This is a genomic window from Leuconostoc litchii (assembly GCF_008107645.1).
GTDB lineage: Bacteria > Bacillota > Bacilli > Lactobacillales > Lactobacillaceae > Leuconostoc > Leuconostoc litchii.
In genome coordinates this window covers 1,151,656-1,176,110 of record NZ_SDGY01000001.1, presented here as the reverse complement: position 1 = coordinate 1,176,110, position 24,455 = coordinate 1,151,656, and the positions used below count along the sequence as shown (strand labels likewise).

The following is a 24,455-nucleotide window of genomic DNA, read 5'->3' as shown; positions in this document are numbered from 1 at the left end:
GAAATGGCAAAAGATATTGGAATTGATTTAGGAACAGCCAATGTTCTCATTTACGTAGAAGGAAAAGGTATTGTATTAAACGAACCCTCAGTTGTTGCGGTTGATGATAAGACTGATCGGGTATTAGCGGTTGGGTCGGAAGCCTATCGTATGGTTGGCCGTACACCGGGAAACATTCGAGCAGTGCGTCCGCTAAAGGATGGTGTCATTTCAGATTTTGATGTAACTGAAGCTATGTTAACCTATTTTGTTGACAAACTGAATGTGAAGGGTTTTATGTCTAAGCCTAACATTATGATTTGCGCGCCAACAAATATCACAGAAATCGAAAGAAAAGCTATCATACAAGCTGCTGAAAAAGCTGGTGGTGCTAAGGTTTATCTTGAATATGAACCAAAGGTTGCTGCTGTTGGTGCAGGTTTGGATATCTTCAAGCCAATTGGCTCGATGGTTATTGATATGGGTGGTGGAACATCTGACATTGCTGTGCTATCTTTAGGAGATATCGTTGTTTCTGAGTCAATTCGTGTTGCAGGCGATAAAATGAATTTTGACATTGTTAACTTTTTAAAACGTCGACATAACTTAATTGTGGGAGAACGAACTGCAGAAACAATCAAAATTCAAATTGGATCAGCACTACAAGCCGATGAACCATTAACTATGGAAGTACGTGGACGAGATAACTTTGAGGGGATGCCTAAGACAGTGACTATCAACTCGAATGAAGTTGAGGACTCATTACATGATACATTACAACAGATTGTTCGTGCAGCTCACTCAGTTTTAGCTAAGTTGCCACCAGAATTAGCTTCAGATATTATTGATCGTGGTATTATGTTAACAGGCGGTGGAGCATTGTTACACGGTATGGATCAACTACTTTCGGATGCGTTGGAGGTACCGGTTGTTGTATCAGATTCACCATTAGATAACGTTGCTAAAGGAGCCGGAGCGTTATTAGAACATATGAAGTCAGGGCGTCGGGGTCTATAAATGAGAAAAAAGAATCAGAACTTTGATGTTGAATTGGTTGCGAAGGATCAACAAGTTCAAGTCTTAGTAGATAAAAAACAAATTGGATACATACAAAAAGCAGATCGAGGTTTTGTTGGTGTTTTTGGACAACAAGCTGTGATTAATCAAGCTAAAGATGAAGATGAAGCACTACAAGCTATTTTAGCAAGTTTTAATTTGAATCATTAACCTTTCATAAGGCACGTTGTGACTATTCATAACGTGCTTTGTACATAATTTTAAGAAATAACGGGCACTGTAAAGTTTTTTAGTGCACCGCTTTATATACTGGAGATACTATGCAACAGACACGACAAACGTCAAGACGTACATCTGGATCAGAGCTCGATTGGGGAATTATTTTAGCTTTGCTACTATTTATGATTATTGGATTGAGTTCGTTGTATGAAGCAGCAACGCATATGCAAGGTGCAACGGGAATGAGCGCATTAAAAGTTGTCATTAGTCAAGGTGCATTTTGGTTCATTGGGACACTTTTGATTGTTTTTCTAGTTCGTTTCGATGGTTCACAACTGTGGAAGCTAGCGCCTATCGCTTATGGTTTAGGTATTTTCTTACTAGTCGCAGTGCTTATTTTTTATAATCGTTCGATGGCTGATGCAACTGGTGCCAAGTCTTGGTTTGTGATAGGCCCAATATCTTTTCAACCTTCAGAAGTGGTAAAACCTGCGTTTATTTTGATGTTGGGAAGGGTTGTTGCTCAGCATAATAGAAATAATCCAATTCATGCTGTATCAACAGATTGGTTGTTGTTGGGTAAAATGGCCTTGTGCTTCCTACCGATTGCAGTGCTGATTGCTTTACAAAATGATTTGGGAACATTATTGGTTTTCGTAGCTATCTTTGGTGGTGTTGCACTAGTGTCTGGTGTTACTTGGCGAATCCTTGCGCCAGTGATAATTCTTGGTGCTACAGTAGGAACAACATTGTTAACTTTAGTTATCTCATCAGCTGGGCGCACAATATTAACTAAGCTTGGTTTTCAATCCTATCAATTTTCTCGAATTGATACTTGGTTAAATCCAGCTAATGACACTTCCGGTAATGGCTATCAAACTTATCAAAGTTTAAAAGCTATTGGATCAGGTCAGCTTACAGGGAAAGGTTGGGGCGGCCTCAAAGTTTATGTGCCAGTGCGTGAATCTGATATGATTTTTTCCGTTATTGGGGAAAGTTTTGGATTTATTGGTGGAGCGCTGTTAATTTCTCTCTATTTTGGATTGATTTACCTTTTGATACGAGCTACTTTCAGAGCACAAAGCGCTTTTTATGCTTATATTGCAACAGGTGTTGTAATGATGGTGCTTTTTCATGTTTTTGAAAATATTGGTATGAGTATCGGGCTATTACCATTGACTGGAATTCCGTTACCATTTGTGTCACAAGGAGGCTCATCTTTGCTAGGAAATATGATTGGCGTTGGTCTTATCCTTTCGATAGGGTATCAACGTCAGAATAGTACGTTTACAGAAACGACAGGATTCTTTATTTGATGATAAAATTTGATGAATTAAAGCAAGAATTTATAACGTTACGTCGAAAAGTGAATCATGGGGATATATTTCAGTCATTAGGTGATCTAATGAAGGAATCGCTAAATAAAATACCACCACAACCTTTAACAGTAGTTTCTCTACCGGTTGATGGGGAATTTGCTCTAAACAGAATACAGAGTTACACACATGAAATTAACCAACTATCTGAAAATGAAGATTTTGATGTAGATAGTCATGATTTTCGTGTTAAAGACACCGATTTAGAAATTATTGTGGAACAACTAGCTAATCCAATAGCTAAGTATCGAGATACTGGTGCTTTTTTCTTTCTGAGCGATGTTATTCAAAACGATTTATTAACGCACGAACAATTAATTTGGTTAACGGATTATTTGATTAGTGATGAACAATTGTTTGCTCACATTTTAGAACCACAAAACGATGCCATATATCGTCGTTCATTTAGCGTGATGGTTCTGTCTTTATTATTATTTTCTAATCGCATCAAGGCTTCTTTTATGTCAGAAAAACAAATGGATCGCGTTATTAATCAAGTTGCTCTATATGCAGCCTTAGAGCGAGATGGACGTGGATTTATCAATGATAATGGTTGGGCTCATGCATTTACGCACATTGGTAATACAGTGTCGGAAATATTTTTAATGCCGGATTTAGTTAGAGCCGACAAGATGTTTGTTCTAGGGGCAGTTTTATCTGGTTATCGAGAATTATCGCAACCACTGACATTTGGTGAAACAAGTCGGTTAGTAGAGGTAATTATTTATGTTGCTAATCAGCACGACTTATACGCAGATTATTTATTATTCAATTTAAAAATGTGGCGTAAGGATTTGGTCACACACACACCACCACATACGCAAAGACAGTGGCAACAACTCTATAATCGTTCACAATTTTTCCATGAAATATTGCTTCGTGGAAAGAATGATGTACCGGAAGCTGTTTTTGATTATGTTAACATGACAAAAAATTACTTAGCATAGAATTATAATTAAAAAATGAGGACATAAAGATGACGAAAAAAAGAGTAGCATTAATTTTTGGCGGAAATTCTTCAGAACATGATGTTTCTAAACGTTCAGCGCAAAACTTTTATGATGCAATTGAAAAAACAGGTAAGTATGAAATATTTGTTTTTGCAATTGCTCAAAATGGCTTTTTTTTAGATACTGAAAGTTCAAAAAAAATATTATCACTTGAAGATGAACAACCTATTGTTGATGCATTCATGAAAACGGTAAACAAGCAAGATCCGTTAGCAGCAATTAATGCTTTAAAAAGCGCAGGAGATTTCGATATTTTCTTTCCCGTTGTACACGGTAATTTAGGTGAAGATGGTACGTTACAAGGTTTATTCCGCCTTCTTAATAAACCATATGTAGGTGCGCCATTACGGGGTCATGCGGTTAGTTTTGATAAAGTATTGACCAAGGAACTGCTAACAGTGAATAATATACGTAATACAAAATACGTAGTTGTGAATCCTGAAACTGCCAAAGAGTGGTCATGGGATAAAATAACTTCTAAATTAGGAAATGTGGTATTTGTAAAAGCAGCAAATCAAGGTTCTTCTGTCGGTATATCACGTGTTAAGAATGCTGAAGAATATACAATTGCTTTGGCTGATTCTTTCCAATATGATTATAAAGTTCTGATTGAAGAAGCGGTTAACGGTGCAAGAGAATTAGAAGTTGGTGTAATTGGTAATGATCAACCACTTGTTTCAGAGATTGGTGCACATACTGTACCAGATCAAGGCGATGGGGACGGCTGGTATGATTACAATAATAAGTTTGTTGATAACTCAGCTGTTCACTTTGAAATACCAGCAAAGCTAAGTGTAGCAGTGACACAAGAAGTGAAACAAATGGCGTTAGACGCATACAAGGTATTGAACCTACGTGGAGAAGCGCGTATGGATTTTCTATTAGATGAGAATGGTGTACCTTATTTGGGCGAACCGAACACATTACCAGGTTTTACCAATATGTCACTGTTTAAACGTTTATGGGACTATTCTGATATTGATAATGCTAAATTAGTTGATATGCTGATTGATTTTGGCTTTGAAGATTTTGAACAAAATCAGCACTTAAGTTATTCGTTTGTATCTCTTGGTGAAGAAAAGATTGGGAAATTTAACGAATAATTGATTATTAATAAAACTTTTATGAAAAACAAGTATTATACATCAAAATTTCTTTTGATGAGATAGTGTAAGTGTAGTTTTACTAAGCAACGGAGAGGCTCATGGGACAAGTCTTATCACAAAGTGAACACCGTCGACAACAAATTATTGATGCGGCAACTATCATTTTTTTATCTAAAGGTTTCGAACAAACCACAACACGAGATATCGCTAAAAGTGTTGACATTAGTCAACCTGCTTTGTATCATCATTTTGGTGACAAACAAACATTATTTGTTGAAGTTATTACACATGTGGGGGGATTAGTCCATAATGATATGCAACAAATTTTGACCGCAACTTACGTTGAGCCTATTGATCAATTAGTTGATCTAACGCAAGTCATTATTAGCCGTCATCCGAAAGATGTATTTAGGCTAATACATGATAGCTTTGAATCATTATCTGGTAACCATAAAAGTCAACTTGGTATGATTTTTGGCCACGATTATGTAGCGCCTATTGCGCAGTTTTTTGAGACAATACCATTACGTAATCATATCAGCGCGCAAGAGGCCAGTTCGTTTTATATTACTAGTTTATCTCCTTTGTTTGGCGATTTTCATGCACTAGGGGAAAATTTGACATCACGGCAGCGCATTCAACAATTAGTAGATCTCATTTTATATGGGGTAGAAAAAAAATAGTATCAATGGTATGATACTAAAAGAATATGGAGGCTTTTTGATGGCAAGTCACAAAGTATCGTTAGCGTGTACAGTTTGTGGTTCACGTAATTACACAGTTACAATATCTAAAGATCGCACGGAACGTTTGTCAGTAAGTAAGTTCTGCCAGCATTGTGGTAAACACACCTTACATCAACAAACAAAATAAAGGATTCGAAATGATTAACTATTTCAAAAATGTTGCACAAGAAATGAAAAACGTTACCTGGTTGACAGGTGAACAGACATCTAAGGAAACTATTACAGTAATTACAGTATCAATTATTTTTGCACTGTTTTTAGGTGGCGTTGATTGGTTGTTACAACAGGGATTTAACTTCTTACTAGCGAAATAGTTTTTTTTTTGATATACTGATAGTTACTAATACCAAGGACTCTGATGGAGTCTTTTTATTTTGAAAAAAGGGGTTAATAATGTCTGAAGAAATTGAAAAATCATGGTTCGTTGTGCATACTTATTCAGGATATGAACATAAAGTTAAGGCCAATTTAGAATCACGTACACAAACAATGGGTATGTCAGAGCAAATCTTTCGTATTTTAGTACCTGAACAAGAAGTGACTACCATTCAAGATGGAGAAGCTAAGCAAACTGTTGAAAATGACTTTCCGGGATATGTGTTGGTAGAAATGGCAACACCCCATGAAGACAATATGACTGATGAAGCGTGGTATGTTGTTCGTAATACACCTGGCGTTACTGGGTTCTTAGGTTCCCACGGTGCTGGGTCAAAGCCTAATTCTCTGCTTCCTGAAGAAGTGGATCTATTGATGAAGCGTATGGGCATGGTTACGCGTGAAAAGGTTGATCTAGATGTTACAGTAGGGCAAACTGTTAAAATTATTTCTGGGCCATTTTCTGGTATGGAAGGTATAGTAACTTCTATTGACCATGAAAAGCAAACTTTAGAAGCCACAGTAGCAGTATTCGGACGTGAAACACCAACAGAACTTGATTTTGCTGATGTTGATACAACATTAGACTCTTTATAAAATGTTAATGCTTGAATTTTATTTTTGTTTTTGATAAAATGATATGGTATGTCAGTAGACATGCGTGGGAGCAGCACTAAAGCTGTGTTTCACCACAACACGAGGAGGAAAAAATCGTGGCTAAAAAAGTTGTAAACGTAGTTAAGCTACAAATTGCCGCCGCTAAAGCGACACCGGCACCACCAGTTGGTCCTGCATTGGGACAAGCTGGAATTAACATTGCGCAATTCACTAAGGAATTTAACGCACGTACTGCAGATCAAGCTGGATCAATTATTCCAGTTGAAATCTCTGTCTTCGACGATCGTTCATTTGAATTCGTTACAAAGACACCACCTGCAGCTGATCAATTACGTAAAATTGTTGGTAAGGGTTCTGGAGAACCTAACACAAAGAAAGCTGGAAACGTTACTCTTGATCAAATCCGTGCTATCGCGGAAAACAAGATGGCCGATTTGAATGCCAACGACATTACAAACGCTATGCGTATGATCGAAGGTACAGCACGCTCAATGGGTGTTACTGTTGATGGTGTTGACTTGACTGTTGAAGGTACAGCAATCAAGGAGGACGCAGAATAATGGCTCAAAAGCATGGTAAAAATTATGTTGCAGCAGCAACAAAAGTAGAGGCTGAGAAGGCTTATGCTTTAAACGACGCTGTTTCATTGGTAAAAGAAATCGATTTTGCTAAGTTCGACGCTTCTGTTGAAGTTGTTTTCAAGTTGAACGTTGACACACGTCAAGCAGACCAACAATTGCGTGGTGCTGTTGTGTTGCCAAACGGAACTGGTAAAGATAAGACTGTTGTTGTCTTTGCACAAGGTGACAAGGCAAAAGAAGCTGAAGCAGCTGGTGCTGACGTTGTTGGTGCTGCTGACTTGGTACAACGTATCCAAGGTGGATGGTTAGACTTTGACGTTGCCGTTGCAACACCTGACATGATGGCTCAAGTTGGTCGTGTAGGTCGTGCGTTGGGTCCTAAGGGATTGATGCCAAACCCTAAGACTGGTACAGTTACAATGGACGTTACTAAGGCTGTTTCAGATGCCAAGGGCGGACAAGTAACATACCGTACGGACCGCGATGGAAACGTTGCTGTACCTGTTGGTCGTGTATCATTTGAAGAAGGCAAGTTGGCTGAAAATATCAAGTCAATTGCTGAAACAGTTATCAAGGCTCGTCCTGCAGCTGTTAAGGGTACTTATGTACAACACGTGTCAATTTCATCAACATTTGGTCCAGCTGTAACATTGGATATTAATACATTGTAATTTGACATTATCAACTTCGTTTGGTAAAATTTATTAAGTAATTGAATCAATTTTGCCTAAGACTCAGGTGGTGCTTGCATCTTAATATCCTGCCGAGGAAGTTTAAAAACTTTTCCCGTGTGTCTTTTGGCACATGGGATTTCTTTTGCAAAATAAATTTAAAGAAAGGAGAAATATCAATATGAGTGAAAAAGCTATTGCAGTTAAGGCACAAAAAGTTGAAGAAATTGCTGAACAATTTAAGTCAGCTGCTTCAGCTGTTGTTGTTGATGCTCGTGGATTGACAGTTGCTCAATCTACTGAATTACGTCATCAATTGCGTGAAGAAGGTGTTGCTCTTGAAGTTATCAAGAATAAAATCTTGACACGTGCTGCTGAAAAAGCTGGTTACGCTGAATTGAACGACATCTTTGCCGGTCCTTCAGCTGTTGCCTTTTCAACTGACGACGCAGTTGCACCAGCACGCATCTTGAAAAAGTTTGCTGATGATAACGCAGCCTTGGAAATCAAGGGTGGTGTTGTCGATGGTACTATTGCTAACATTGATGACATTAACAAGTATGCATCATTGCCTTCACGTGAAGGATTGCTTGGTCAATTGATGGCAGAATTCCAATTCTCAATTCGTTCATTTGCATATGCTGTTAAGGCAGTGCAAGACAAGTTGGAAGAGGAATCTGCAGCTCCTGCTGCAGAAGCATCTACAGATGCTGAATAACATTTAACTAAAAATACAATTAAAAATCACTTGGAGGATTTAGATCATGGCTTTTGATAAAGACGCGATCATCGCATCATTAAAGGATGCAACGATCTTGGACTTGGCTGACTTGGTTTCAGCTATCGAAGAAGAATTTAACGTTTCAGCAGCAGCTCCTGTAGCAGCCGCTGGTGCAGCTGACGGTGCAGCCGCAGCAAAGTCAGAATTTGACGTAGAATTGACTTCAGCAGGTACTGCTAAAGTTAAGGTTATCAAGGCAGTTCGTGAAGCAACTGGCTTGGGCTTGAAGGAAGCTAAAGACTTAGTTGATAACGCACCTTCAGTTGTTAAAGAAGGCTTGAGCGAAGACGATGCTAACGCATTGAAGGAATCTTTGGAAGCAACTGGTGCTTCAGTTACTTTGAAGTAATCTTTTTCAAAATAAAAGGAGAAGTACTTTGGTACTTCTTTTTTTGTACATAATCTTACCAGTGATTGCTAAATTATTAAGGAGTAGATAGAATGACGGATAAAAAAAATTCTAGCGAGCAATATTTTACAGCTAATCCCAATGCTGAACATAACTACCACAATTTTGAGTTTAATTTATTAGGTCATCAGTTAGAGTTTACAACTGATAGTGGTGTGTTTTCAAAGTCAACTGTGGATTTTGGTACAAGAACTATGTTGAATGCTTTGGAAAAAACATCGCTTCCTAACGGTAAAATACTTGATTTGGGTACCGGCTATGGTCCGGTTGGAATTAGTTTAGCGAAAGCATACCAACGCCAAGTAGATATGGTTGATGTTAACGAAAGAGCATTAGATTTGGCTCGGAAAAATGCTGAAAAAAATGGAGTTTCACAGCAAGTTATGGTTTTTCAATCAGATATATATGCGAATATAAAGGACAAATATGCCTTGATTATGGTTAATCCACCAATTCGAGCTGGAAAAATAGTTGTAACCAAAATGCTGCAAGAAGCAAAAAATCATTTGCAAGATGGTGGAAAATTAATTGCTGTTTTACAAAAAAAGCAAGGTGCGCCATCAGCACAAAAGAATATGGCAGCAGCTTTTGGCAATGCAAAAATTATTCATAAAGATAAAGGATACTATATCTTGGAGAGCATGTATGGCACAGGGACCAACATTTAGCGACGAACAAGTTGATTATTTTATGCAAGAATCTTTAAACGAAGCCAAAAGTGCACGTGATGAAGGGGAAGTACCAATTGGTGCTGTCATTGTATATGAAAATCAGATTATAGCGCGCGCGCATAATCATCGTGAAGCCAATCAGATTGCCACAGCTCATGCTGAACTATTAGCAATTGAATCTGCTAATAGTTGGCTCAAATCTTGGCGATTAGAAGATACCGCATTGTTCGTAACGCTCGAACCTTGTATTATGTGCGCTGGAGCAATTATTAATGCACGTATTCCAGTGGTTTATTATGGTGCGGAGGATTCAAAAGGTGGTGCAACGCGTTCACTATATACATTGTTAGAAGACAAGCGTTTAAATCATATTGTTGAAGTTCATGATGGTATACGTAGTAAAGAAGCAAGTGAATTGTTGCAACTTTTTTTTAGTGATATTCGTGCAAAGCGCAAGATTAAAAAAATCAATAATTTTTATTTATGACCAAAATAGTTTATAATAATTGGTAGAAATTAAAAAGAGGAAAATGAATGAAAAATCCAAACGCTTGGCGTGCTGATAGTGACTATTTGAATATTATTGATGATTTATTGCAGCGCGAAGAAGTACAAAAGCTTTCAAATTATACACAACATCATTTTTCTGATCGTTTAACGCATTCAATATCTGTATCTTATCAGTCATACTTGATCGCTAAAAAAATTGGTGCAGACGAAGTTGCGACTGCTAGGGCAGGCTTGTTACACGATTTATTTTATTATGATTGGCGTGTAACAAAGTTTGATGAGGGTTCTCATGCTTATGTGCATCCTCGCATAGCATTAAAAAATGCACGTAAAATTACAAACATTAGTGATAAAGAAGCTGACATTATTGTAAAACATATGTTTGGTGCTACTGTTGCGTTGCCAAAGTATCGTGAAAGCTGGATTGTCAGCTTAGTTGATGATTTTGCAGCAGTAAATGAGTATTTTATACCGAAAACATATTTAACATATTTCAAGTGGCACGAAAAAATAACTAATAAATTTGTATCTGTATTTGCTTAAAGCAGCAAAATTAGATATAATATAAAGGCAGGCAAGCGTTGGCTCCCGAACCGGGTCAGGACAGGAATGTAGCAGCTCTAAGGTTGTTCGATGTTGTGCTTGTGTACATAAGTGGCCGCGTAGCGGTCTTTTTTTATAAACTAAACGTTGAAAATTAGTGTTTTTTGAATTAATAACGTTCAATTGTATAAAATTATTAGCTAACATAACAGTAACACGTATGTTTGGCAATGATATATGGAGGTGATGGAAATTGGCATATCAAGCATTATACCGCGTCTACCGTCCACACTCTTTTGATGACATGGTTGGCCAAAAAATCATTACACAAACGCTTAAAAATGCAATTAAAACTGAGCAAACAGGTCATGCGTATTTATTTAGTGGCCCACGTGGAACAGGTAAAACTTCAGCAGCTAAAATCTTTGCTCGTGAGATTAATGGTATTGCATCAGATATAGAGGATTCACAAATTCCAGATATCATTGAGATTGATGCAGCTTCAAATAATGGTGTTGATGAAATTCGCAATATTCGTGATGGGGCTAATTACGCGCCAATAGAAGCAAAGTATAAAATTTATATTATTGATGAAGTTCATATGCTTTCAACTGGTGCTTTTAATGCACTTTTGAAAACATTAGAGGAACCACCAACTAATGTTAAATTTATTTTAGCGACGACTGAACCACAAAAAATACCTGCAACTATTTTATCTCGAACTCAAAGATTTGAATTCAAACGAATTGATGATGAAACAATAAAAGCTAGAATGGCTGAGATTTTAAAAAAAGAAAATGTTGCTTTTGATGATGATGCATTGCAAGTCATTGCTAATGTTGCTGAAGGTGGTATGCGTGATGCCTTATCTATTTTAGATCAGGTATTGGCTTTTGGTTTTGACCACGTAACACTTGAAAATGCTCTCCAGGTAACAGGTTCCACGGAATCCTCACAACTAATCTCTTATCTACAAAAAGTGAGTGTTTTTGATACAGAATCTGCGCTGAAAGTGCTCCATGACATACTGTTATCTGGTAAAGATGCCACACGCTTTGTGGCAGATTTATTGAGTGTTTTGCGCGATGTGATGTTAGCCCAAATTGCTCCTAATTTAGTAAAAACCACTGCACCATTGCATGATTTGCAGTTACTAACATCAGAGTTGGGCACATCACGTATTCAACAAATGATGGTCACATTGGACGATATTCAAAAGCAATTATTACAGACGATGCAGAGTGATGTGTATTTGGAATTGCTGACGGTGAAATTATCCATTTCTGATGCCAAAGAAATGACTCATGAAAAAGTAGTGTCGAAACCTGTTTTACCAAAACTAGCCACGAACAAAGAAACTAATTCACACGAAAAATCAGCTTCTGATGCTATCTTTGAAAAAGAAATGACAGTACCAGCAAAAGAGATCACTACAGCAGTTTCTGATGTCAATACTACAACGCAAGAATTGTTGGCACGTACCGGACAAAAGGCTGTTTTTGCTGTTTTAGTGGCAGCTAAGCGAGAAGCATTGATTCGAGTGAAAAATGCATGGACTGATCTATTACAACGATTTGATGTTAAGCAACAAGCATTGCTTACTATTGCTGAACCTGTAGCGGCTAGTGAAGAAGCAATAGTTTTGGCTTTTGATTACCCGGCACTACTAGAACAAGCCTTGCAAAATAAAATATTGCAAAATCAGTTAGTAGCACAATTAAAACAGCAAGCCCTTCCTACTGAAATTATTTTAATCTCACAGGATGAATGGTCTTCGGACCGAGCTACATATGTTACTAATTTACGTTCAGGAGAGACATTAAACATTCGCTTAGTAGATGTCCCTCGTGTTCAATATGTTAATTCTGGGGTAGATCAACCAAAAACTATATCTTTGCAAGAACAAGAAATACCAAATGACGATCCAAAGGTTGTTAGTGAAGCCAAAGCATTATTTGGCGAAGAACTAGTAAATATTGTTGACTAATTAGGAAGGAAAAATGTTCAGCGCTGAAGCGCGAGACAATCTAAAACTATGCAATATCCTGAACCTATCGCTAAATTAATAGATAGTTATACGAAATTACCCGGAATTGGTTCAAAAACAGCCACAAGATTAGCTTTTTATACGTTAGGCATGGCTGAGAGTGACGTGAAAAATTTTGCAAACTCATTGGTTTCAGCTAAAACTGATTTAACTTTCTGCTCTGTTTGTGGTAATATTACCTCAAATGACACAGATCCATGCGTTATTTGTCGTGATGAATCTCGTGACCAAACAACAGTTTTTGTGGTTGAAAATTCTCGTGATGTTATGGCCATGGAAAATACTCGTGATTATCATGGTTTATACCATGTATTGAATGGTGTTATTTCTCCTAGTGCAGGTACTGGACCCGAAGATATTAATTTGCCGAGTTTAATTAAACGATTATCTGAACATGAAGAAATCAAAGAGATTATTGTTGGTACCAATGCTAATGCTGAAGGGGAAGCAACAGCAATGTATTTAGCACGCTTGTTGAAACCTGCTGGTATTACAGTAACACGCTTAGCACATGGATTAGCAGTTGGGTCTGATATTGATTATGCAGATGAATTAACACTAATCAAAGCAGTACAAGGACGGACAAGATTATGATATTTGGCAAAAAAAAGACAGGGTTACGTGAAGAATATGATCGGGCACTTGTATTTCAGATTGACAAAGCGAAAATTGACTGGGATACTGCGCAAAATTCTGAAGCTGCATTACTAGATGGTCAGGTAAATTTACGTCTTATACAGGCTCAAACTGCGTTAGCTCGCTCGAAATTTAATTATTTATATCGTGAAGCTCGTCGCCGCAAAACTGTAGGCCACATGCAGACTCATGTTTTGAAAACAGATCGTATCTAAATTTTAAATAATTTTTTATAAGGAAAAATATGCTGAATCCAATATTTATATCATTTGAAGGTCCAGAAGGGGCCGGGAAAACTAGTGTTCTTAATACGCTTATTGCAGAACTAAAAATGCAGTTTGGCAATGATTTAGTCAGCACACGTGAGCCTGGTGGTAATCCAATTTCTGAGGCAATTAGAGAAATATTACAGCCAGAAGAAGACAATGGTATGGATAAAAGAACTGAAGCACTTTTATATGCAGCAGCTCGTCGACAACACCTTGTAGAAAACATTTTACCAGCATTGGCCAAAAATAAACTTGTAATATCTGATCGCTATGTGGATAGTTCTTTGGCCTATCAAGGCGGTGGACGTGATTTAGGTGTTGACAATATATGGCAAGTCAATCAATTTGCTATAGATGGACTTTTGCCAGATTTAACAATTTATCTCGATGTGCCAGTTGAGCTTGGTTTAGCACGTGTAAATGAAAATCGTCAAGGGAAGATAGATCGGTTAGATAAGGAAAGCTTAGCCTTTCATCAGAAGGTTCGCAAGACATATTTAAAACTTCAAAGTGAATTTTCTGATAGAATTAAAATAGTAGATGCTACACAACCACTTGATAAAGTTATTGATGATACGCGGACACTTATCAATCATATTTTGGAGGAAAAATCATGAAATTAGTTACTGCTATTGTTCAGGATAAAGATACAACTAAACTCAGCAATGCTTTTGTTAAAGCAAACATTCGTGCAACCCGTTTAGCGACTTCTGGTGGTTTTTTACGATCAGGTAACACCACTTTTATGATTGCTATTGAAGATGAACGTGTATCAGAAGTGATGGATATCATTAAAAAAGTTTCACAGAAGCGTAAACAATTTATGGTTCCTCCTATAAGTTTAGATGTTAGTGGTGATCATGCAGGTGCCTATCCAATTGAAATTGAAGTTGGTGGTGCAACTGTGTTTACCCAAAGTATTGATTCATTTGAACAGTTCTGATGTTGCCTGATTTTGTTAAAATTGCACAACAGAATTATCCTACTGAAGTGACTCGTTTCCAAGACTTATTAAAACGAGATAAGCTGAGTCATTTATATTTATTAGTTGGGCCAAGTCAGTCTGCAAAGCTGGCTTTTTCGCGTTATATTGCTTGGCAAGTAGTTCGTGCAGATGATCGCAATGCTTTACGAATAGCTGAGAACGAACACCCAGATGTACATATTGTTTCACCCATTGCACCTTCAAATGCACTAAAGGTCTCTCAAATCCGTGATTTAATGCCAGAATTTGTTACAACAACTACCGAAAGTGCACGAAAAGTTTTTGTTTTAGATGCTGTTGAAACTATGACCGTTAGTGCAGCCAATTCATTACTTAAGTTTATTGAAGAACCTGCCGGTCCACAGTTAATTATGATGCTGACAGAAAACCTCTCTGATGTGTTGCCAACCATTCAATCACGTGCACAAATTGTTCATCTCCTAACCGCAGAAATTAATAAGGACGATATTGATAGCGATTGGCAAAAACAAACTCAGCTTGATTTATTTAAGTGGTTTGAACTCATGATGCAACGGCGTATTGAGTCCTTTGCGTTTATTCAAACAAAAATCATTGGTCATCTTACCAATTTAAAACAACAGCAATTATTTCTGAACTGGCTACACAAATTAGCTCGAGATACAATTATTTATAATAAAGTAGACGATGAAAAATTAGCTTTTCCTAATTTAGTTGGTTTATATAAAACATTGATGCAACATTATGATGTTCATCAGCTCGTAAAGGCAAGTGATGCGATATTTGCTGATGACCAACTGCGTAAAGTAAATTTATCATTGCAAGCGCGGTTAGAAAAAATGACACTTGAAGTCATTATTGCTTTGGGGGAATGACATGCAGCAACAGAAAAGTTTTGAAAAGAGAGAGACAGGATCGCTTTTTTTAGTACCAACACCTATTGGTAATTTACAGGATATGTCGCTGAGAGCCATTGATACTTTACATCAAGTAGATATCATTGCTGCTGAAGACACACGGCATACACAACAATTATTGAATCACTTTGAAATTGCGACCAGACAAACTAGTTTTCATGAACATAATTGGCAAGCTAAAATTCCAAGTTTAATTAATGATTTAAAAAATGGAAAAGATGTTGCGCAAGTAAGTGATGCGGGCATGCCTTCTATTTCAGATCCAGGAAAAGAATTAGTTGCCGCGGCAGTAGCGGAAAATATTGTGGTTGTACCTATTCCCGGCGCAACTGCTGGTGTAACAGCTTTGATTGCAAGTGGATTAGTACCACAACCTTTCTATTTTTATGGTTTCTTACAGCGTAAGAGTAGCGAACAACTTTCAGAATTACAACAGTTATCCACAATGCGTGATACTGTAATCTTTTATGAGTCACCGCATCGACTAAAACAAACTTTATCAAATATTCAAAAAGTTATGGGCGATGAAAGAAAAGTTGTTCTGGCACGTGAACTTACTAAGCGATATGAAGAATTTATACGAGGGACAATTGGAGAAATCGTTCTTTGGGCACAGTCTAATGAAATTCGCGGTGAATTTGTTGTTATGATTGATGGTTTTCACGGTATAGTTCAGGTATCAGATGATCAATCAAACCTATCTGTTCAAGAGGCAGTTACGCTTCTCATTGAAAAGGGTCTGAAGCCGAATGCAGCTATTAAACAAGTTTCGAAGGAACGAGGTTTAGATAGACAAACAGTTTATGCTGACTATCATGAATTAGATTAATTATGAAAAAATTTGAAATCAAAAGACGTGTTGAATATTATGAAGCAGACACAACACAAAAATTATCGCTCCCAATGATTTTGAACTGGGCAGTTTTGGCCTCGAAATGTCAGAGCGATGAATTAGGTGTGGGGCAGGATTTTCACTTAGCTCGAGGTCTTGGCTGGGTTATTTTACAGTACGAAGTGAAAATTAAGCGTCGTCCAAAAATTGGTGAAATGATTCGTATTCAGACAGTCGCAACGCAATACAATCCTTTTTTTGTTCGTAGACCATTTGTATTTTTAGATGAAGATGATCATGAAATTATTCGTGTAGATTCAATTTGGACAATGATTGATATGGTTCACCGTCGTATGGCGCGATTGCCAAACGATATTATTGAAAAGTATGATGCGGAACGTGTGAAGCAAATTTCACGTATCCCAAATCCGGATAAATTTGTTGATGATGATCAGTATATAGAACGCGATTATCATGTTAGATATTTAGATATCGATGCCAACAAACATGTCAATAATTCTAAATATTTTGAGTGGATGCAAGATGTCATGCCTCCCGAATATTTGTTGACTCATGAGATTACCTATATTAATTTAAAATTTGAAAATGAAATTCGTTTAGGGCACACTATTTTGTCTCAAGTGGTGCAACAAGGACTTACAACGAAACACAGAATTATGATGAATAATGTCGTAAGTGCTGAAGCAGAATTCAAGTGGCAAGAAATTTGATATAATGGTGTGTAGAGGAAAAAAATTATGGCTATTTTAGTTCTTGGTGGAGCCGGTTATATTGGTTCACATATGGTTAAGCGTTTGGTTGAGGCCAAGCATGACGTTGTTGTCGTTGATGCGTTGTTTACAGGGCATCGCGCAGCTGTAAATCCTAAAGCAAAGTTTTATCAAGTAGATATTCGTGATAAGGCGGCGTTATCAGAGGTGTTTGACAAAGAAGATATTGAACAGGTTGTTCATTTTGCAGCATTCTCAATTGTGCCGGAATCTGTTGCTAATCCACTTAAGTACTTTGATAATAATACAAGTGGTATGATTACTTTGTTAGAAGTGATGAAGGCACACGATGTCAAACAAATAGTGTTCTCATCCACAGCTGCAACGTATGGTAATCCTGTCAACATTCCGATTAAAGAGACTGATCCACAACGCCCAATTAATCCTTACGGTGAATCAAAGTTGATGATGGAAAAAATCATGGGTTGGTCTGATCAAGCTGATGGTGTTAAGTGGGTTGCTTTGCGCTATTTCAACGTTGCTGGAGCCTCTGATGATGGTACAATAGGTGAAGATCATTCACCTGAAACGCATTTGGTACCAATCATTTTGCAAGCTGGTTTGGGTCAGCGTGAATACATTGAGATGTTTGGGGATGATTATAATACTCCTGATGGCTTTAATGTCCGTGACTACGTCCATGTATTAGATTTAGCTGACGCACATATTTTAGCATTGAAATATCTAGCTGATGGAAACGATTCGAACCAATTTAACTTGGGATCTGCCACTGGCTTCTCTGTGAAAGAGATGGTTGAGGCGGCTAGAGAAGCTACTAGTGTTGATATTCCAGACAAGATTGGACCACGTCGAGATGGCGACCCAGATATTCTGATTGCTAACTCAGATAAAGCACGTGATGTACTTGGTTGGGCACCTAAGTATGATAATGTGCAAGATATCATCAAAACTGCCTGGAATTGGCATAAGAACCATCCAACTGGTTATGATGACAAATAACTATAATTTAAAAATGTTCTTACCGAAAGAAACTATGATTTTGGTAAGAATTTTTTAGTTGTTCTCTTTTATAATGAGTTTATTGTAATTTAAAGTTCATCATTGATTAATTTTAGTGCGTGGAATATACTAGTAAGTACGTAAAAAATTACAAAGTAAAGAATAAACGAGAATAAATATGGAAATATTATCTGATTTAACTGGAAAAGGCACATATATTATTAGGGAATTAACCTGCAATCGTCGTTTAGCAAAGCGTCTCGCAGAGATTGGTATCAAAGCAGGTAAAAGCATTGAGGTTATATCATTATCTGACCACACAGCAGGTTTGATTATTTATTTTCAAGGACAACGTTTAGCTATGAGCAACGAAATTGCTAGTCAAATAAAGGTCGTACCAGTTAACGAAATAGCTAATGATAACTATAAGACATTAGCTGATATGGCTATTAATCAACCGGGGGTGGTGGTAAAAATTTTGGGAAGTAAAGCACTTCGTAAACGGTTGATGGATATGGGTCTTACTAAAAATACAGTTGTTAAAATTGAACGTGTAGCACCATTAGGTGATCCGATTGAGTTAATTGTAAGAGGATATAAATTGAGTTTAAGAAAAAGTGACGCACAAGCAGTCGTATTGACAGAGATTTAGCCTATGAGTAAACAATATACAGTGGCCTTGGCTGGGAACCCCAATAGTGGTAAAACAACACTTTTTAATCTATTAACAGGATCTCATCAGCATATTGGTAATTGGCCGGGGGTCACAGTTGAAAAAAAGTCAGGCCGTTTGAAACAGCACACGGAAACGATTGTTCAAGATTTACCTGGAACCTATTCTTTATCAGCATATAGCCCCGAAGAAATTATTACACGTGATTTTTTAATTGATGAAAGTCCGGAACAAATTGTCAATGTAATTGATGCTACAAATATTGAGAGAAATCTTTATTTCAGTCTCCAACTAATGGAAACAGGTGTTCCTATTATACTAGCATTAAATATGCTGGATTTAGTGACAAAACAAAAAAAATACCGAATAGATATAAAAAAATTGTCTTATTTGCTAAATGTTCCCGTAATCAGCATTAGTGCATTAAAAAAACAGAATATCAATTATTTAACAAAACAGATTATTACTAACAATGAAACAAAACAAATCTATTCATATCCTGTTTATGATAAACGCTTAGAATCAGCGTTATCAATGATTGAGGAACAAGTTAAAGGTCTTGTTAAAGAAAATCATTCTCGCTGGTATGCTATCAAGTTGTTTGAACGTGATGAAGAAATGAATAACTTAAACCTAACAGAAGCACAACAGGATGAAATCGATAATATTATCTCTACAGCAGAAATACTATTTAACGATGATAGTGATAGTATTATTGTGAATGCACGTTATGAATATATCGAACGAATCATGAATATGTGTGTCGTTCAAACAAGTAATTTCTCAATGAGTATGAGTGATCGTGTTGACACAGTGATAACTAATCGTATCCTTGCGTTACCTATTTTTGTTTTTGTGATGTGGTTGGTATATTTCTTATCAATTCAAACAATTGGTACAATAGGCAGTGATTGGGTTAATGATGTATTATTTGGTGAATTTATTCCAAATAACACAAATGCGATTTTATCTTATTTACATGTATCAATCTGGCTGAAAAGCTTAATTATTGACGGTATTATTAGTGGTATCGGTTCTGTGTTAGGTTTTCTACCACAAATTATAATGCTGTTCCTATGTTTAAGTATTTTAGAAGATTGCGGTTATATGGCACGAATAGCCTTTGTTATGGATCGCATTTTCCATCGCTTTAATTTATCTGGTAAGTCATTCATACCAATGTTAATTTCAACTGGTTGTGGTGTCCCAGGAATTATGTCTACGCGTACCATTGAAAGTAAAAGTGATCGTCGTATGACTATCATGTTAACTACTTTTATGCCATGTTCAGCTAAATTAACAGTCATTGCATTAATTAGTGGTACTTTTTTTCCAGAAAATTCCTGGGTTGCTCCAACATCCTATTTCATCGGTATTTTGACTGTCATTGGATCGGGTATTTTTTTAAAAAAGACAAAACTTTTTTCAGAACCACCAACACCGTTCGTGATGGAATTGCCAGCCTACCATTTACCTAGTATTGGGAATGTCAGCCATAGTGTTTGGATTAAGGCGCAGGCTTTTATAAAAAAAGCAGGAACTATTATTTTTGCTTCATGTGTGGCAATTTGGTTTTTATCAAACTTTAATTTTCACTTACAAATGGTAGACCAAAATGAAAGTATTTTACGAGATATTGGCACAATTATTGCACCTATTTTTGAGCCATTAGGGTTTGGTGATTGGCATGCTACAGTAGCTGTTATAGCTGGGTTAATTGCTAAAGAAAATTGTGTTAGTACCTTGAATATTACTTTCGGCACAACAACAACATCTTCATTTATAGATGCTTTACGCCATACCTATTCACCTATGGCTGGATATTCTTTTTTAATTTTTAACATGCTTTGTGCACCTTGTTTTGCAGCTATAGGCACAATGTACAAAGAATTTGGGGATGCACTTTGGACTTGGCGAGCAGTTATTTATCAAACAGTGGTGGCTTATATGTGTGCGCTGATTATCTATCAAGTGAGTCAGATTATACAAGGAAATATTTCAATCAATTTTGTTGTTTTGGCAACGGTAGCAATTTGCTTAATGTTTTATGGTATTTTTGTGAAACGAAGTCATCCACAGCTGGAATTATATTAGAAAGGCAATTTGATATGTCAACATTTATTATAGCAAGTGTTATTTTTGTTCTGTTTGTACTGGTTATATACAATAAGTTTTTCAAGAAGAATGCTAGTGGTGGTTGCCATGATTGCGTGGAAATTGGTTGTCCTTTAGCTGACAAATCAAAAATACTAAGCAATAAAAAAACACATAATTAGTCTATATAAACACGAAACCCCGATGAACTAACACGTTCACCGGGGATTTTTTATTATGAGAGAGAATATTTGAGAGAAGAGAATAGTATATTCGGGAGAGAATATAAGTTTATTTATAGTCGCGGGGAGAACGCGACTTGGCTCCCTTTTACCATGGGGTTTCGTGTTCCTGATGTGATGGTCATCAGTTATGCTGCTTATACTTTCAATCCTCCAAAATTTAGATTATTGTATTTATGATATTTTAAGTCAACGTAGCTTGTTGTTTGAGATAACTTGCTTTGTTGATGCTTATAATATAACCATCTAAAATTAAATACACTTAAATTGAAAATAAAGTGAATATTAAATTACTATTTTTTAGTTGAATCACGTATTGTTAGTTGACCGTCTATGACGATACGTATTTTATTAAGGGGCTTGTTATCTCGAACCATACGGAACAACTTGTATATTTGCTTCCCAGTCTGATAAAAATCATATTCAAAACTGGTTAGATTTGGCGTGACGGTAGTACTTAGATCAGATTTACCAAAACCAATGTATTGTGCATTCTGATGCATCGCTAGTCCAGCTTGAAGGGCACCAATCGTGATACGATCTGTTGCACCAATAATTAAATCAAACGTTTGAGATTGCATAGCCTTTTGTGCAACTACTTTTGCTTCTGCAATGCTAAAGTTTGAATTAACAACTGTAATGTGGGTACTCGATAATCTTTTTTGGATATTCAGGAAACGATCATGTCCGATTGCCCAATCTTTTGTTTCATCAATTTTTAAGAGTAGTACATTTTTAGGGGATAGTGATGCAGCAAACTCACCGACAATTGTTCCAGATGCCAAGTCATTCATCACTACACGGTGAAAAGAGGGTTCCTCTTGTCCCTGAATAACTACAGGAGCGTCAAAATCAGCTAATGCAGCACGTAATTCATCATTTAAGTTGGCAGTTAATACAATTAAACCGCCTACATTTTGTGTTCTAAGCTTTTCAATAGCAGCTAGCTCTCGTTCAATTGATTGATAGGTGTTCACAATTAAGAATGTATCATTCTTATTAGCTGCATCTAAACCACGTAACATTTCTACTTGCGCGGTTGAATCTAATCTTGGCACAATGACACCGACAGTGTGGTTGACTTTCTGTTTTAAACTTTGTGCAAAAGTATTTGGTTGGTAGTTATTTTCAATGACGACCTTATCGATTTTTTCACGTGTTTTTGTACTAACAGGACCACCATTTAAATAGCGAGAAACAGTACTTTTAGCTACCTGGGCTATATTAGCAATATCAGTTATTGTCAATTTTTTTTCCATAGTCACATATTACCATGAAAGCAATGAAAGCGTTGTCATTAACTTGTAATATTTAAATTAAAAAGAGTATTGCATTTATTTTTGAAAGCGTTTACAATGAAGTCATAAGGAAATGGAAACGGTTCCAAAAACAGAAAATATAATCATAGGAGCAGTAAAATGGATCATAAAAAAGTAGCAAGTCGTATTGCCGACGCCATTGGTAAAGACAATATTGTGGCTGCCGCACACTGTGCTACGCGTCTAAGATTGGTGATTAAGGATATCAAAAAAATCAATCAAGATGCTCTGGACAACGACCCAGATCTCAAAGGGACATTTAATGCGAACGGACAATATCAAATTATTGTGGGCCCTGGAGATGTTAATAGTGTATACGATGAGTTTGTTAAAATTACTGGTGTAAAGCAAGCTTCAACAGCTGATTTGAAAAAAATTGCTGCACAGTCAGGCAAAAAAAATCCATTGATGGATTTGGTTAAAGTATTATCAGATATATTTGTACCTTTGATCCCAGCTTTGGTTGCTGGTGGTCTGTTGATGGCGTTAAATAACATATTAACAGGTCAAGGAATGTTTGGTGCTAAGTCATTGGTTCAAATGTTCCCACAAATTAATGGTTTAGCAGAAATGGTTAATTTAATGGCTTCTGCACCATTTACTTTCTTACCAATTCTAATCGGATTCACGGCAACAAAACGTTTTGGTGGTAATGAAATTCTGGGTGCCGCTGCCGGTATGATGTTAGTGATGCCAAGTTTAATTAATGGATATAACGTCGCTGAAGCAGTTGCAACAGGTAAGATGCCTACATGGGACTTATTCGGATTGTCAGTTGCTCAGGCTGGATATCAAGGTCAAGTATTGCCAGTTATTGGTGTTGCGTTTATTTTAGCCAATTTAGAAAAGTTTTTCCACAAGCATTTGAAGGGGGCAATTGATTTTACTTTTACACCGATGTTAGCTATCATACTAACTGGTTTTGTTACATTTATTGTTGTTGGTCCAGTGTTACGTATCGTTTCTAATGGTATTACAGATGGATTAACATGGTTAGTTACAACGTTTGGTTTCGTTGGTTATGGTATATTTGGTAGTTTTTACTCGGCTATTGTTATTACTGGTTTGCATCAAAGTTTCCCGGCTATCGAAACACAATTATTAGCTGATATTTCTAAAACAGGTGGTGACTTCATTTTTCCAATTGCTGCTGCCTCAAACGTAGCACAAGGTGCTGCAACATTTGCTATCTATTTCTTAAGCAAGGGGAATGAAAAGGTACGCGCATTAGCTTCATCATCAGGCGCTTCGGCCATGCTTGGTATCACTGAGCCAGCAATGTTTGGAGTTAACCTTAAATACAAGTTCCCATTCTTCATTGCGTTAGGATCAGCTGGTATTTCAAGTTTGGTAATGGGACTGTTTAAAGTAATGTCATCTTCTCTTGGACCTGCCGGAGTTATTGGATTTATTGCTATTCCAGCAAATAAATGGGTAGGATTCTTTATCGCCATTATCTTGTCCTTTGTATTAGCGTTTACTGTTACATTAGCATATGGGCGTAAGCACATGCCAGTTTCATCACCAAAATCTACAGAAACACCTTCTGTTTCTGAGCATAAAAGTGGTTTTGAAGTGGATGCTCCTGTTTCTGGTCAAGTAATTCAATTATCAGATGTTCAAGATGATGTTTTTTCAACTGAAATGATGGGTAAAGGTGTTGCTATTGAACCTGTAGAAGGTACGATTTATGCCCCAGCTGATGGTGAAATTTCGGTGGCTTATGAGACAAAGCATGCTTATGGTTTGACAACCGAGGATGGTCTTGAAATATTAGTTCATATTGGTCTTGATACGGTTAATCTTGAGGGGAAAGGCTTTGAAAGCTTTGTAAAACAAGGGCAAAAAGTTAAAAAAGGAGATAAACTAGGTACTTTTGATATAAACGCCATTACAAAAGCAGGTTATCCTGTTACAACTATGATTATTATTACGAATACAGCCACATTTGAGGATGTTATTGTTGATGCAGGATACAATAGTGACGTTCAATCAGGTAATATTATTATAACGGCAGTACCAAAAACTAGCGTTACACTTACTGGTACACCAGCAGAAATATAAGAAGGGGAAATCGTATTCTTCCGGAATACGTCAAA

29 protein-coding genes, 1 other RNA gene and 1 other annotated feature are annotated in these 24,455 nt (G+C 36.8%); of the genes, 29 read left to right on the top strand and 1 reads right to left on the bottom strand.

Annotation, left to right across the window (positions count from 1 at the left end):
• Positions 1 to 3: 3 nt before the first annotated feature.
• The 28 genes from mreB to feoB all read left to right on the top strand — a co-directional run bounded on the left by mreB (position 4) and on the right by feoB (position 20,795).
• Positions 4 to 996, top strand: coding sequence for a rod shape-determining protein (gene mreB, locus ESZ47_RS05790; RefSeq protein ID WP_148605573.1), 993 nt, complete (start codon positions 4 to 6; stop codon positions 994 to 996).
• Positions 997 to 1,206, top strand: coding sequence for a DUF2969 family protein (locus ESZ47_RS05785; protein ID WP_148605571.1), 210 nt, complete (start codon positions 997 to 999; stop codon positions 1,204 to 1,206).
• A gap of 110 nt (positions 1,207 to 1,316) precedes the next feature.
• Positions 1,317 to 2,531 carry an FtsW/RodA/SpoVE family cell cycle protein gene (locus ESZ47_RS05780; RefSeq protein ID WP_148605569.1) on the top strand — a complete coding sequence of 405 codons (1,215 nt, stop codon included), beginning with the start codon at positions 1,317 to 1,319 and terminating at the stop codon, positions 2,529 to 2,531.
• Positions 2,531 to 3,538, top strand: coding sequence for a DUF2785 domain-containing protein (locus tag ESZ47_RS05775; protein ID WP_148605568.1), 1,008 nt, complete (start codon positions 2,531 to 2,533; stop codon positions 3,536 to 3,538). Before ESZ47_RS05780 ends, ESZ47_RS05775 begins: the two co-directional genes overlap by 1 nt.
• A gap of 29 nt (positions 3,539 to 3,567) precedes the next feature.
• Positions 3,568 to 4,704, top strand: coding sequence for a D-alanine--D-alanine ligase family protein (locus tag ESZ47_RS05770; RefSeq protein ID WP_148605566.1), 1,137 nt, complete (start codon positions 3,568 to 3,570; stop codon positions 4,702 to 4,704).
• A 101-nt stretch (positions 4,705 to 4,805) separates the two neighbouring features.
• The gene (locus ESZ47_RS05765) at positions 4,806 to 5,390 is read left to right on the top strand and encodes a TetR/AcrR family transcriptional regulator (RefSeq protein WP_148605564.1); all 585 of its coding nucleotides are present in this window, start codon (positions 4,806 to 4,808) and stop codon (positions 5,388 to 5,390) included.
• Positions 5,391 to 5,430: 40 nt separating this feature from the next.
• Positions 5,431 to 5,580: a 50S ribosomal protein L33 gene (rpmG, locus tag ESZ47_RS05760; RefSeq protein ID WP_148605562.1), complete on the top strand. Its 150-nt coding sequence runs from the start codon at positions 5,431 to 5,433 to the stop codon at positions 5,578 to 5,580.
• A 10-nt stretch (positions 5,581 to 5,590) separates the two neighbouring features.
• Positions 5,591 to 5,767 carry a preprotein translocase subunit SecE gene (secE, locus tag ESZ47_RS05755; RefSeq protein WP_010293347.1) on the top strand — a complete coding sequence of 59 codons (177 nt, stop codon included), beginning with the start codon at positions 5,591 to 5,593 and terminating at the stop codon, positions 5,765 to 5,767.
• Positions 5,768 to 5,846: 79 nt separating this feature from the next.
• Complete coding sequence (gene nusG, locus ESZ47_RS05750; protein ID WP_148605560.1) at positions 5,847 to 6,425, top strand: transcription termination/antitermination protein NusG; 579 nt, start codon at positions 5,847 to 5,849, stop codon at positions 6,423 to 6,425.
• Between the two features lie 116 nt (positions 6,426 to 6,541).
• A complete protein-coding gene (gene rplK, locus ESZ47_RS05745; RefSeq protein ID WP_002815940.1) occupies positions 6,542 to 7,006 on the top strand; it encodes a 50S ribosomal protein L11 in 465 nt (154 codons plus the stop codon).
• Positions 7,006 to 7,698: a 50S ribosomal protein L1 gene (gene rplA, locus ESZ47_RS05740; protein WP_148605558.1), complete on the top strand. Its 693-nt coding sequence runs from the start codon at positions 7,006 to 7,008 to the stop codon at positions 7,696 to 7,698. The genes rplK and rplA overlap by 1 nt, the downstream gene beginning before the upstream one ends.
• A gap of 37 nt (positions 7,699 to 7,735) precedes the next feature.
• Positions 7,736 to 7,852 (top strand) — a sequence feature (ribosomal protein L10 leader region).
• 27 nt (positions 7,853 to 7,879) lie between these two features.
• Positions 7,880 to 8,416: a 50S ribosomal protein L10 gene (rplJ, locus tag ESZ47_RS05735; protein ID WP_148605557.1), complete on the top strand. Its 537-nt coding sequence runs from the start codon at positions 7,880 to 7,882 to the stop codon at positions 8,414 to 8,416.
• Positions 8,417 to 8,462: 46 nt separating this feature from the next.
• Complete coding sequence (gene rplL / locus ESZ47_RS05730; RefSeq protein WP_146957043.1) at positions 8,463 to 8,828, top strand: 50S ribosomal protein L7/L12; 366 nt, start codon at positions 8,463 to 8,465, stop codon at positions 8,826 to 8,828.
• A gap of 92 nt (positions 8,829 to 8,920) precedes the next feature.
• Entirely contained in the window at positions 8,921 to 9,556 is a 636-nt protein-coding gene (locus tag ESZ47_RS05725; RefSeq protein ID WP_148605555.1) for a class I SAM-dependent methyltransferase, read from the top strand.
• Positions 9,534 to 10,046: a tRNA adenosine(34) deaminase TadA gene (gene tadA, locus ESZ47_RS05720; RefSeq protein ID WP_148605553.1), complete on the top strand. Its 513-nt coding sequence runs from the start codon at positions 9,534 to 9,536 to the stop codon at positions 10,044 to 10,046. The genes ESZ47_RS05725 and tadA overlap by 23 nt, the downstream gene beginning before the upstream one ends.
• A 47-nt stretch (positions 10,047 to 10,093) precedes the next feature.
• Positions 10,094 to 10,612 carry an HD domain-containing protein gene (locus tag ESZ47_RS05715; protein ID WP_148605551.1) on the top strand — a complete coding sequence of 173 codons (519 nt, stop codon included), beginning with the start codon at positions 10,094 to 10,096 and terminating at the stop codon, positions 10,610 to 10,612.
• 24 nt (positions 10,613 to 10,636) lie between these two features.
• An RNA gene (gene ffs, locus ESZ47_RS05710) (signal recognition particle sRNA small type) lies at positions 10,637 to 10,721 on the top strand.
• A 144-nt stretch (positions 10,722 to 10,865) separates the two neighbouring features.
• A complete protein-coding gene (gene dnaX / locus ESZ47_RS05705; RefSeq protein ID WP_148605550.1) occupies positions 10,866 to 12,599 on the top strand; it encodes a DNA polymerase III subunit gamma/tau in 1,734 nt (577 codons plus the stop codon).
• A gap of 48 nt (positions 12,600 to 12,647) precedes the next feature.
• Complete coding sequence (recR, locus tag ESZ47_RS05700) at positions 12,648 to 13,253, top strand: recombination mediator RecR (protein ID WP_148605548.1); 606 nt, start codon at positions 12,648 to 12,650, stop codon at positions 13,251 to 13,253.
• Positions 13,250 to 13,510: a YaaL family protein gene (locus tag ESZ47_RS05695; protein WP_148605547.1), complete on the top strand. Its 261-nt coding sequence runs from the start codon at positions 13,250 to 13,252 to the stop codon at positions 13,508 to 13,510. Before recR ends, ESZ47_RS05695 begins: the two co-directional genes overlap by 4 nt.
• 29 nt (positions 13,511 to 13,539) lie before the next feature.
• Entirely contained in the window at positions 13,540 to 14,181 is a 642-nt protein-coding gene (gene tmk, locus ESZ47_RS05690) for a dTMP kinase (protein WP_148605545.1), read from the top strand.
• On the top strand, positions 14,178 to 14,507 hold the full coding sequence (locus ESZ47_RS05685; RefSeq protein WP_148605543.1) for a cyclic-di-AMP receptor: 330 nt from the start codon (positions 14,178 to 14,180) through the stop codon (positions 14,505 to 14,507). The genes tmk and ESZ47_RS05685 overlap by 4 nt, the downstream gene beginning before the upstream one ends.
• A complete protein-coding gene (locus ESZ47_RS05680) occupies positions 14,507 to 15,403 on the top strand; it encodes a DNA polymerase III subunit delta (RefSeq protein ID WP_148605541.1) in 897 nt (298 codons plus the stop codon). Before ESZ47_RS05685 ends, ESZ47_RS05680 begins: the two co-directional genes overlap by 1 nt.
• Position 15,404: 1 nt before the next feature.
• The gene (rsmI, locus tag ESZ47_RS05675; RefSeq protein ID WP_148605539.1) at positions 15,405 to 16,274 is read left to right on the top strand and encodes a 16S rRNA (cytidine(1402)-2'-O)-methyltransferase; all 870 of its coding nucleotides are present in this window, start codon (positions 15,405 to 15,407) and stop codon (positions 16,272 to 16,274) included.
• A 2-nt stretch (positions 16,275 to 16,276) separates the two neighbouring features.
• Positions 16,277 to 17,008, top strand: a complete 732-nt coding sequence (locus ESZ47_RS05670; RefSeq protein WP_148605537.1) for an acyl-[acyl-carrier-protein] thioesterase — start codon at positions 16,277 to 16,279, stop codon at positions 17,006 to 17,008.
• 27 nt (positions 17,009 to 17,035) lie between these two features.
• Entirely contained in the window at positions 17,036 to 18,028 is a 993-nt protein-coding gene (galE, locus tag ESZ47_RS05665; protein ID WP_148605535.1) for a UDP-glucose 4-epimerase GalE, read from the top strand.
• A 178-nt stretch (positions 18,029 to 18,206) separates the two neighbouring features.
• Positions 18,207 to 18,680 (top strand): ferrous iron transport protein A, encoded by a 474-nt coding sequence (locus tag ESZ47_RS05660; RefSeq protein ID WP_148605533.1) that lies wholly within the window; start codon positions 18,207 to 18,209, stop codon positions 18,678 to 18,680.
• 3 nt (positions 18,681 to 18,683) lie between these two features.
• Complete coding sequence (gene feoB, locus ESZ47_RS05655; protein WP_148605531.1) at positions 18,684 to 20,795, top strand: ferrous iron transport protein B; 2,112 nt, start codon at positions 18,684 to 18,686, stop codon at positions 20,793 to 20,795.
• Between the two features lie 535 nt (positions 20,796 to 21,330).
• Here the strand turns inward: feoB and ESZ47_RS05645 are convergent.
• Entirely contained in the window at positions 21,331 to 22,296 is a 966-nt protein-coding gene (locus tag ESZ47_RS05645; RefSeq protein ID WP_148605528.1) for a LacI family DNA-binding transcriptional regulator, read from the bottom strand.
• 159 nt (positions 22,297 to 22,455) lie between these two features.
• Between ESZ47_RS05645 and ESZ47_RS05640 the strand changes: the two genes are divergently transcribed.
• On the top strand, positions 22,456 to 24,420 hold the full coding sequence (locus ESZ47_RS05640; RefSeq protein WP_148605526.1) for a sucrose-specific PTS transporter subunit IIBC: 1,965 nt from the start codon (positions 22,456 to 22,458) through the stop codon (positions 24,418 to 24,420).
• Positions 24,421 to 24,455 lie beyond the last annotated feature (35 nt).

Coding starts and splice junctions, on each gene's coding strand:
- mreB (WP_148605573.1), top strand. CDS start 4: ATGGCAAAAGATATTGGAATTGATTTAGGAACAGCCAATGTTCTCATT.
- ESZ47_RS05785 (WP_148605571.1), top strand. CDS start 997: ATGAGAAAAAAGAATCAGAACTTTGATGTTGAATTGGTTGCGAAGGAT.
- ESZ47_RS05780 (WP_148605569.1), top strand. CDS start 1,317: ATGCAACAGACACGACAAACGTCAAGACGTACATCTGGATCAGAGCTC.
- ESZ47_RS05775 (WP_148605568.1), top strand. CDS start 2,531: ATGATAAAATTTGATGAATTAAAGCAAGAATTTATAACGTTACGTCGA.
- ESZ47_RS05770 (WP_148605566.1), top strand. CDS start 3,568: ATGACGAAAAAAAGAGTAGCATTAATTTTTGGCGGAAATTCTTCAGAA.
- ESZ47_RS05765 (WP_148605564.1), top strand. CDS start 4,806: ATGGGACAAGTCTTATCACAAAGTGAACACCGTCGACAACAAATTATT.
- rpmG (WP_148605562.1), top strand. CDS start 5,431: ATGGCAAGTCACAAAGTATCGTTAGCGTGTACAGTTTGTGGTTCACGT.
- secE (WP_010293347.1), top strand. CDS start 5,591: ATGATTAACTATTTCAAAAATGTTGCACAAGAAATGAAAAACGTTACC.
- nusG (WP_148605560.1), top strand. CDS start 5,847: ATGTCTGAAGAAATTGAAAAATCATGGTTCGTTGTGCATACTTATTCA.
- rplA (WP_148605558.1), top strand. CDS start 7,006: ATGGCTCAAAAGCATGGTAAAAATTATGTTGCAGCAGCAACAAAAGTA.
- rplJ (WP_148605557.1), top strand. CDS start 7,880: ATGAGTGAAAAAGCTATTGCAGTTAAGGCACAAAAAGTTGAAGAAATT.
- rplL (WP_146957043.1), top strand. CDS start 8,463: ATGGCTTTTGATAAAGACGCGATCATCGCATCATTAAAGGATGCAACG.
- ESZ47_RS05725 (WP_148605555.1), top strand. CDS start 8,921: ATGACGGATAAAAAAAATTCTAGCGAGCAATATTTTACAGCTAATCCC.
- tadA (WP_148605553.1), top strand. CDS start 9,534: ATGGCACAGGGACCAACATTTAGCGACGAACAAGTTGATTATTTTATG.
- ESZ47_RS05715 (WP_148605551.1), top strand. CDS start 10,094: ATGAAAAATCCAAACGCTTGGCGTGCTGATAGTGACTATTTGAATATT.
- recR (WP_148605548.1), top strand. CDS start 12,648: ATGCAATATCCTGAACCTATCGCTAAATTAATAGATAGTTATACGAAA.
- ESZ47_RS05695 (WP_148605547.1), top strand. CDS start 13,250: ATGATATTTGGCAAAAAAAAGACAGGGTTACGTGAAGAATATGATCGG.
- tmk (WP_148605545.1), top strand. CDS start 13,540: ATGCTGAATCCAATATTTATATCATTTGAAGGTCCAGAAGGGGCCGGG.
- ESZ47_RS05685 (WP_148605543.1), top strand. CDS start 14,178: ATGAAATTAGTTACTGCTATTGTTCAGGATAAAGATACAACTAAACTC.
- ESZ47_RS05680 (WP_148605541.1), top strand. CDS start 14,507: ATGTTGCCTGATTTTGTTAAAATTGCACAACAGAATTATCCTACTGAA.
- rsmI (WP_148605539.1), top strand. CDS start 15,405: ATGCAGCAACAGAAAAGTTTTGAAAAGAGAGAGACAGGATCGCTTTTT.
- ESZ47_RS05670 (WP_148605537.1), top strand. CDS start 16,277: ATGAAAAAATTTGAAATCAAAAGACGTGTTGAATATTATGAAGCAGAC.
- galE (WP_148605535.1), top strand. CDS start 17,036: ATGGCTATTTTAGTTCTTGGTGGAGCCGGTTATATTGGTTCACATATG.
- ESZ47_RS05660 (WP_148605533.1), top strand. CDS start 18,207: ATGGAAATATTATCTGATTTAACTGGAAAAGGCACATATATTATTAGG.
- feoB (WP_148605531.1), top strand. CDS start 18,684: ATGAGTAAACAATATACAGTGGCCTTGGCTGGGAACCCCAATAGTGGT.
- ESZ47_RS05645 (WP_148605528.1), bottom strand. CDS start 22,296: ATGGAAAAAAAATTGACAATAACTGATATTGCTAATATAGCCCAGGTA.
- ESZ47_RS05640 (WP_148605526.1), top strand. CDS start 22,456: ATGGATCATAAAAAAGTAGCAAGTCGTATTGCCGACGCCATTGGTAAA.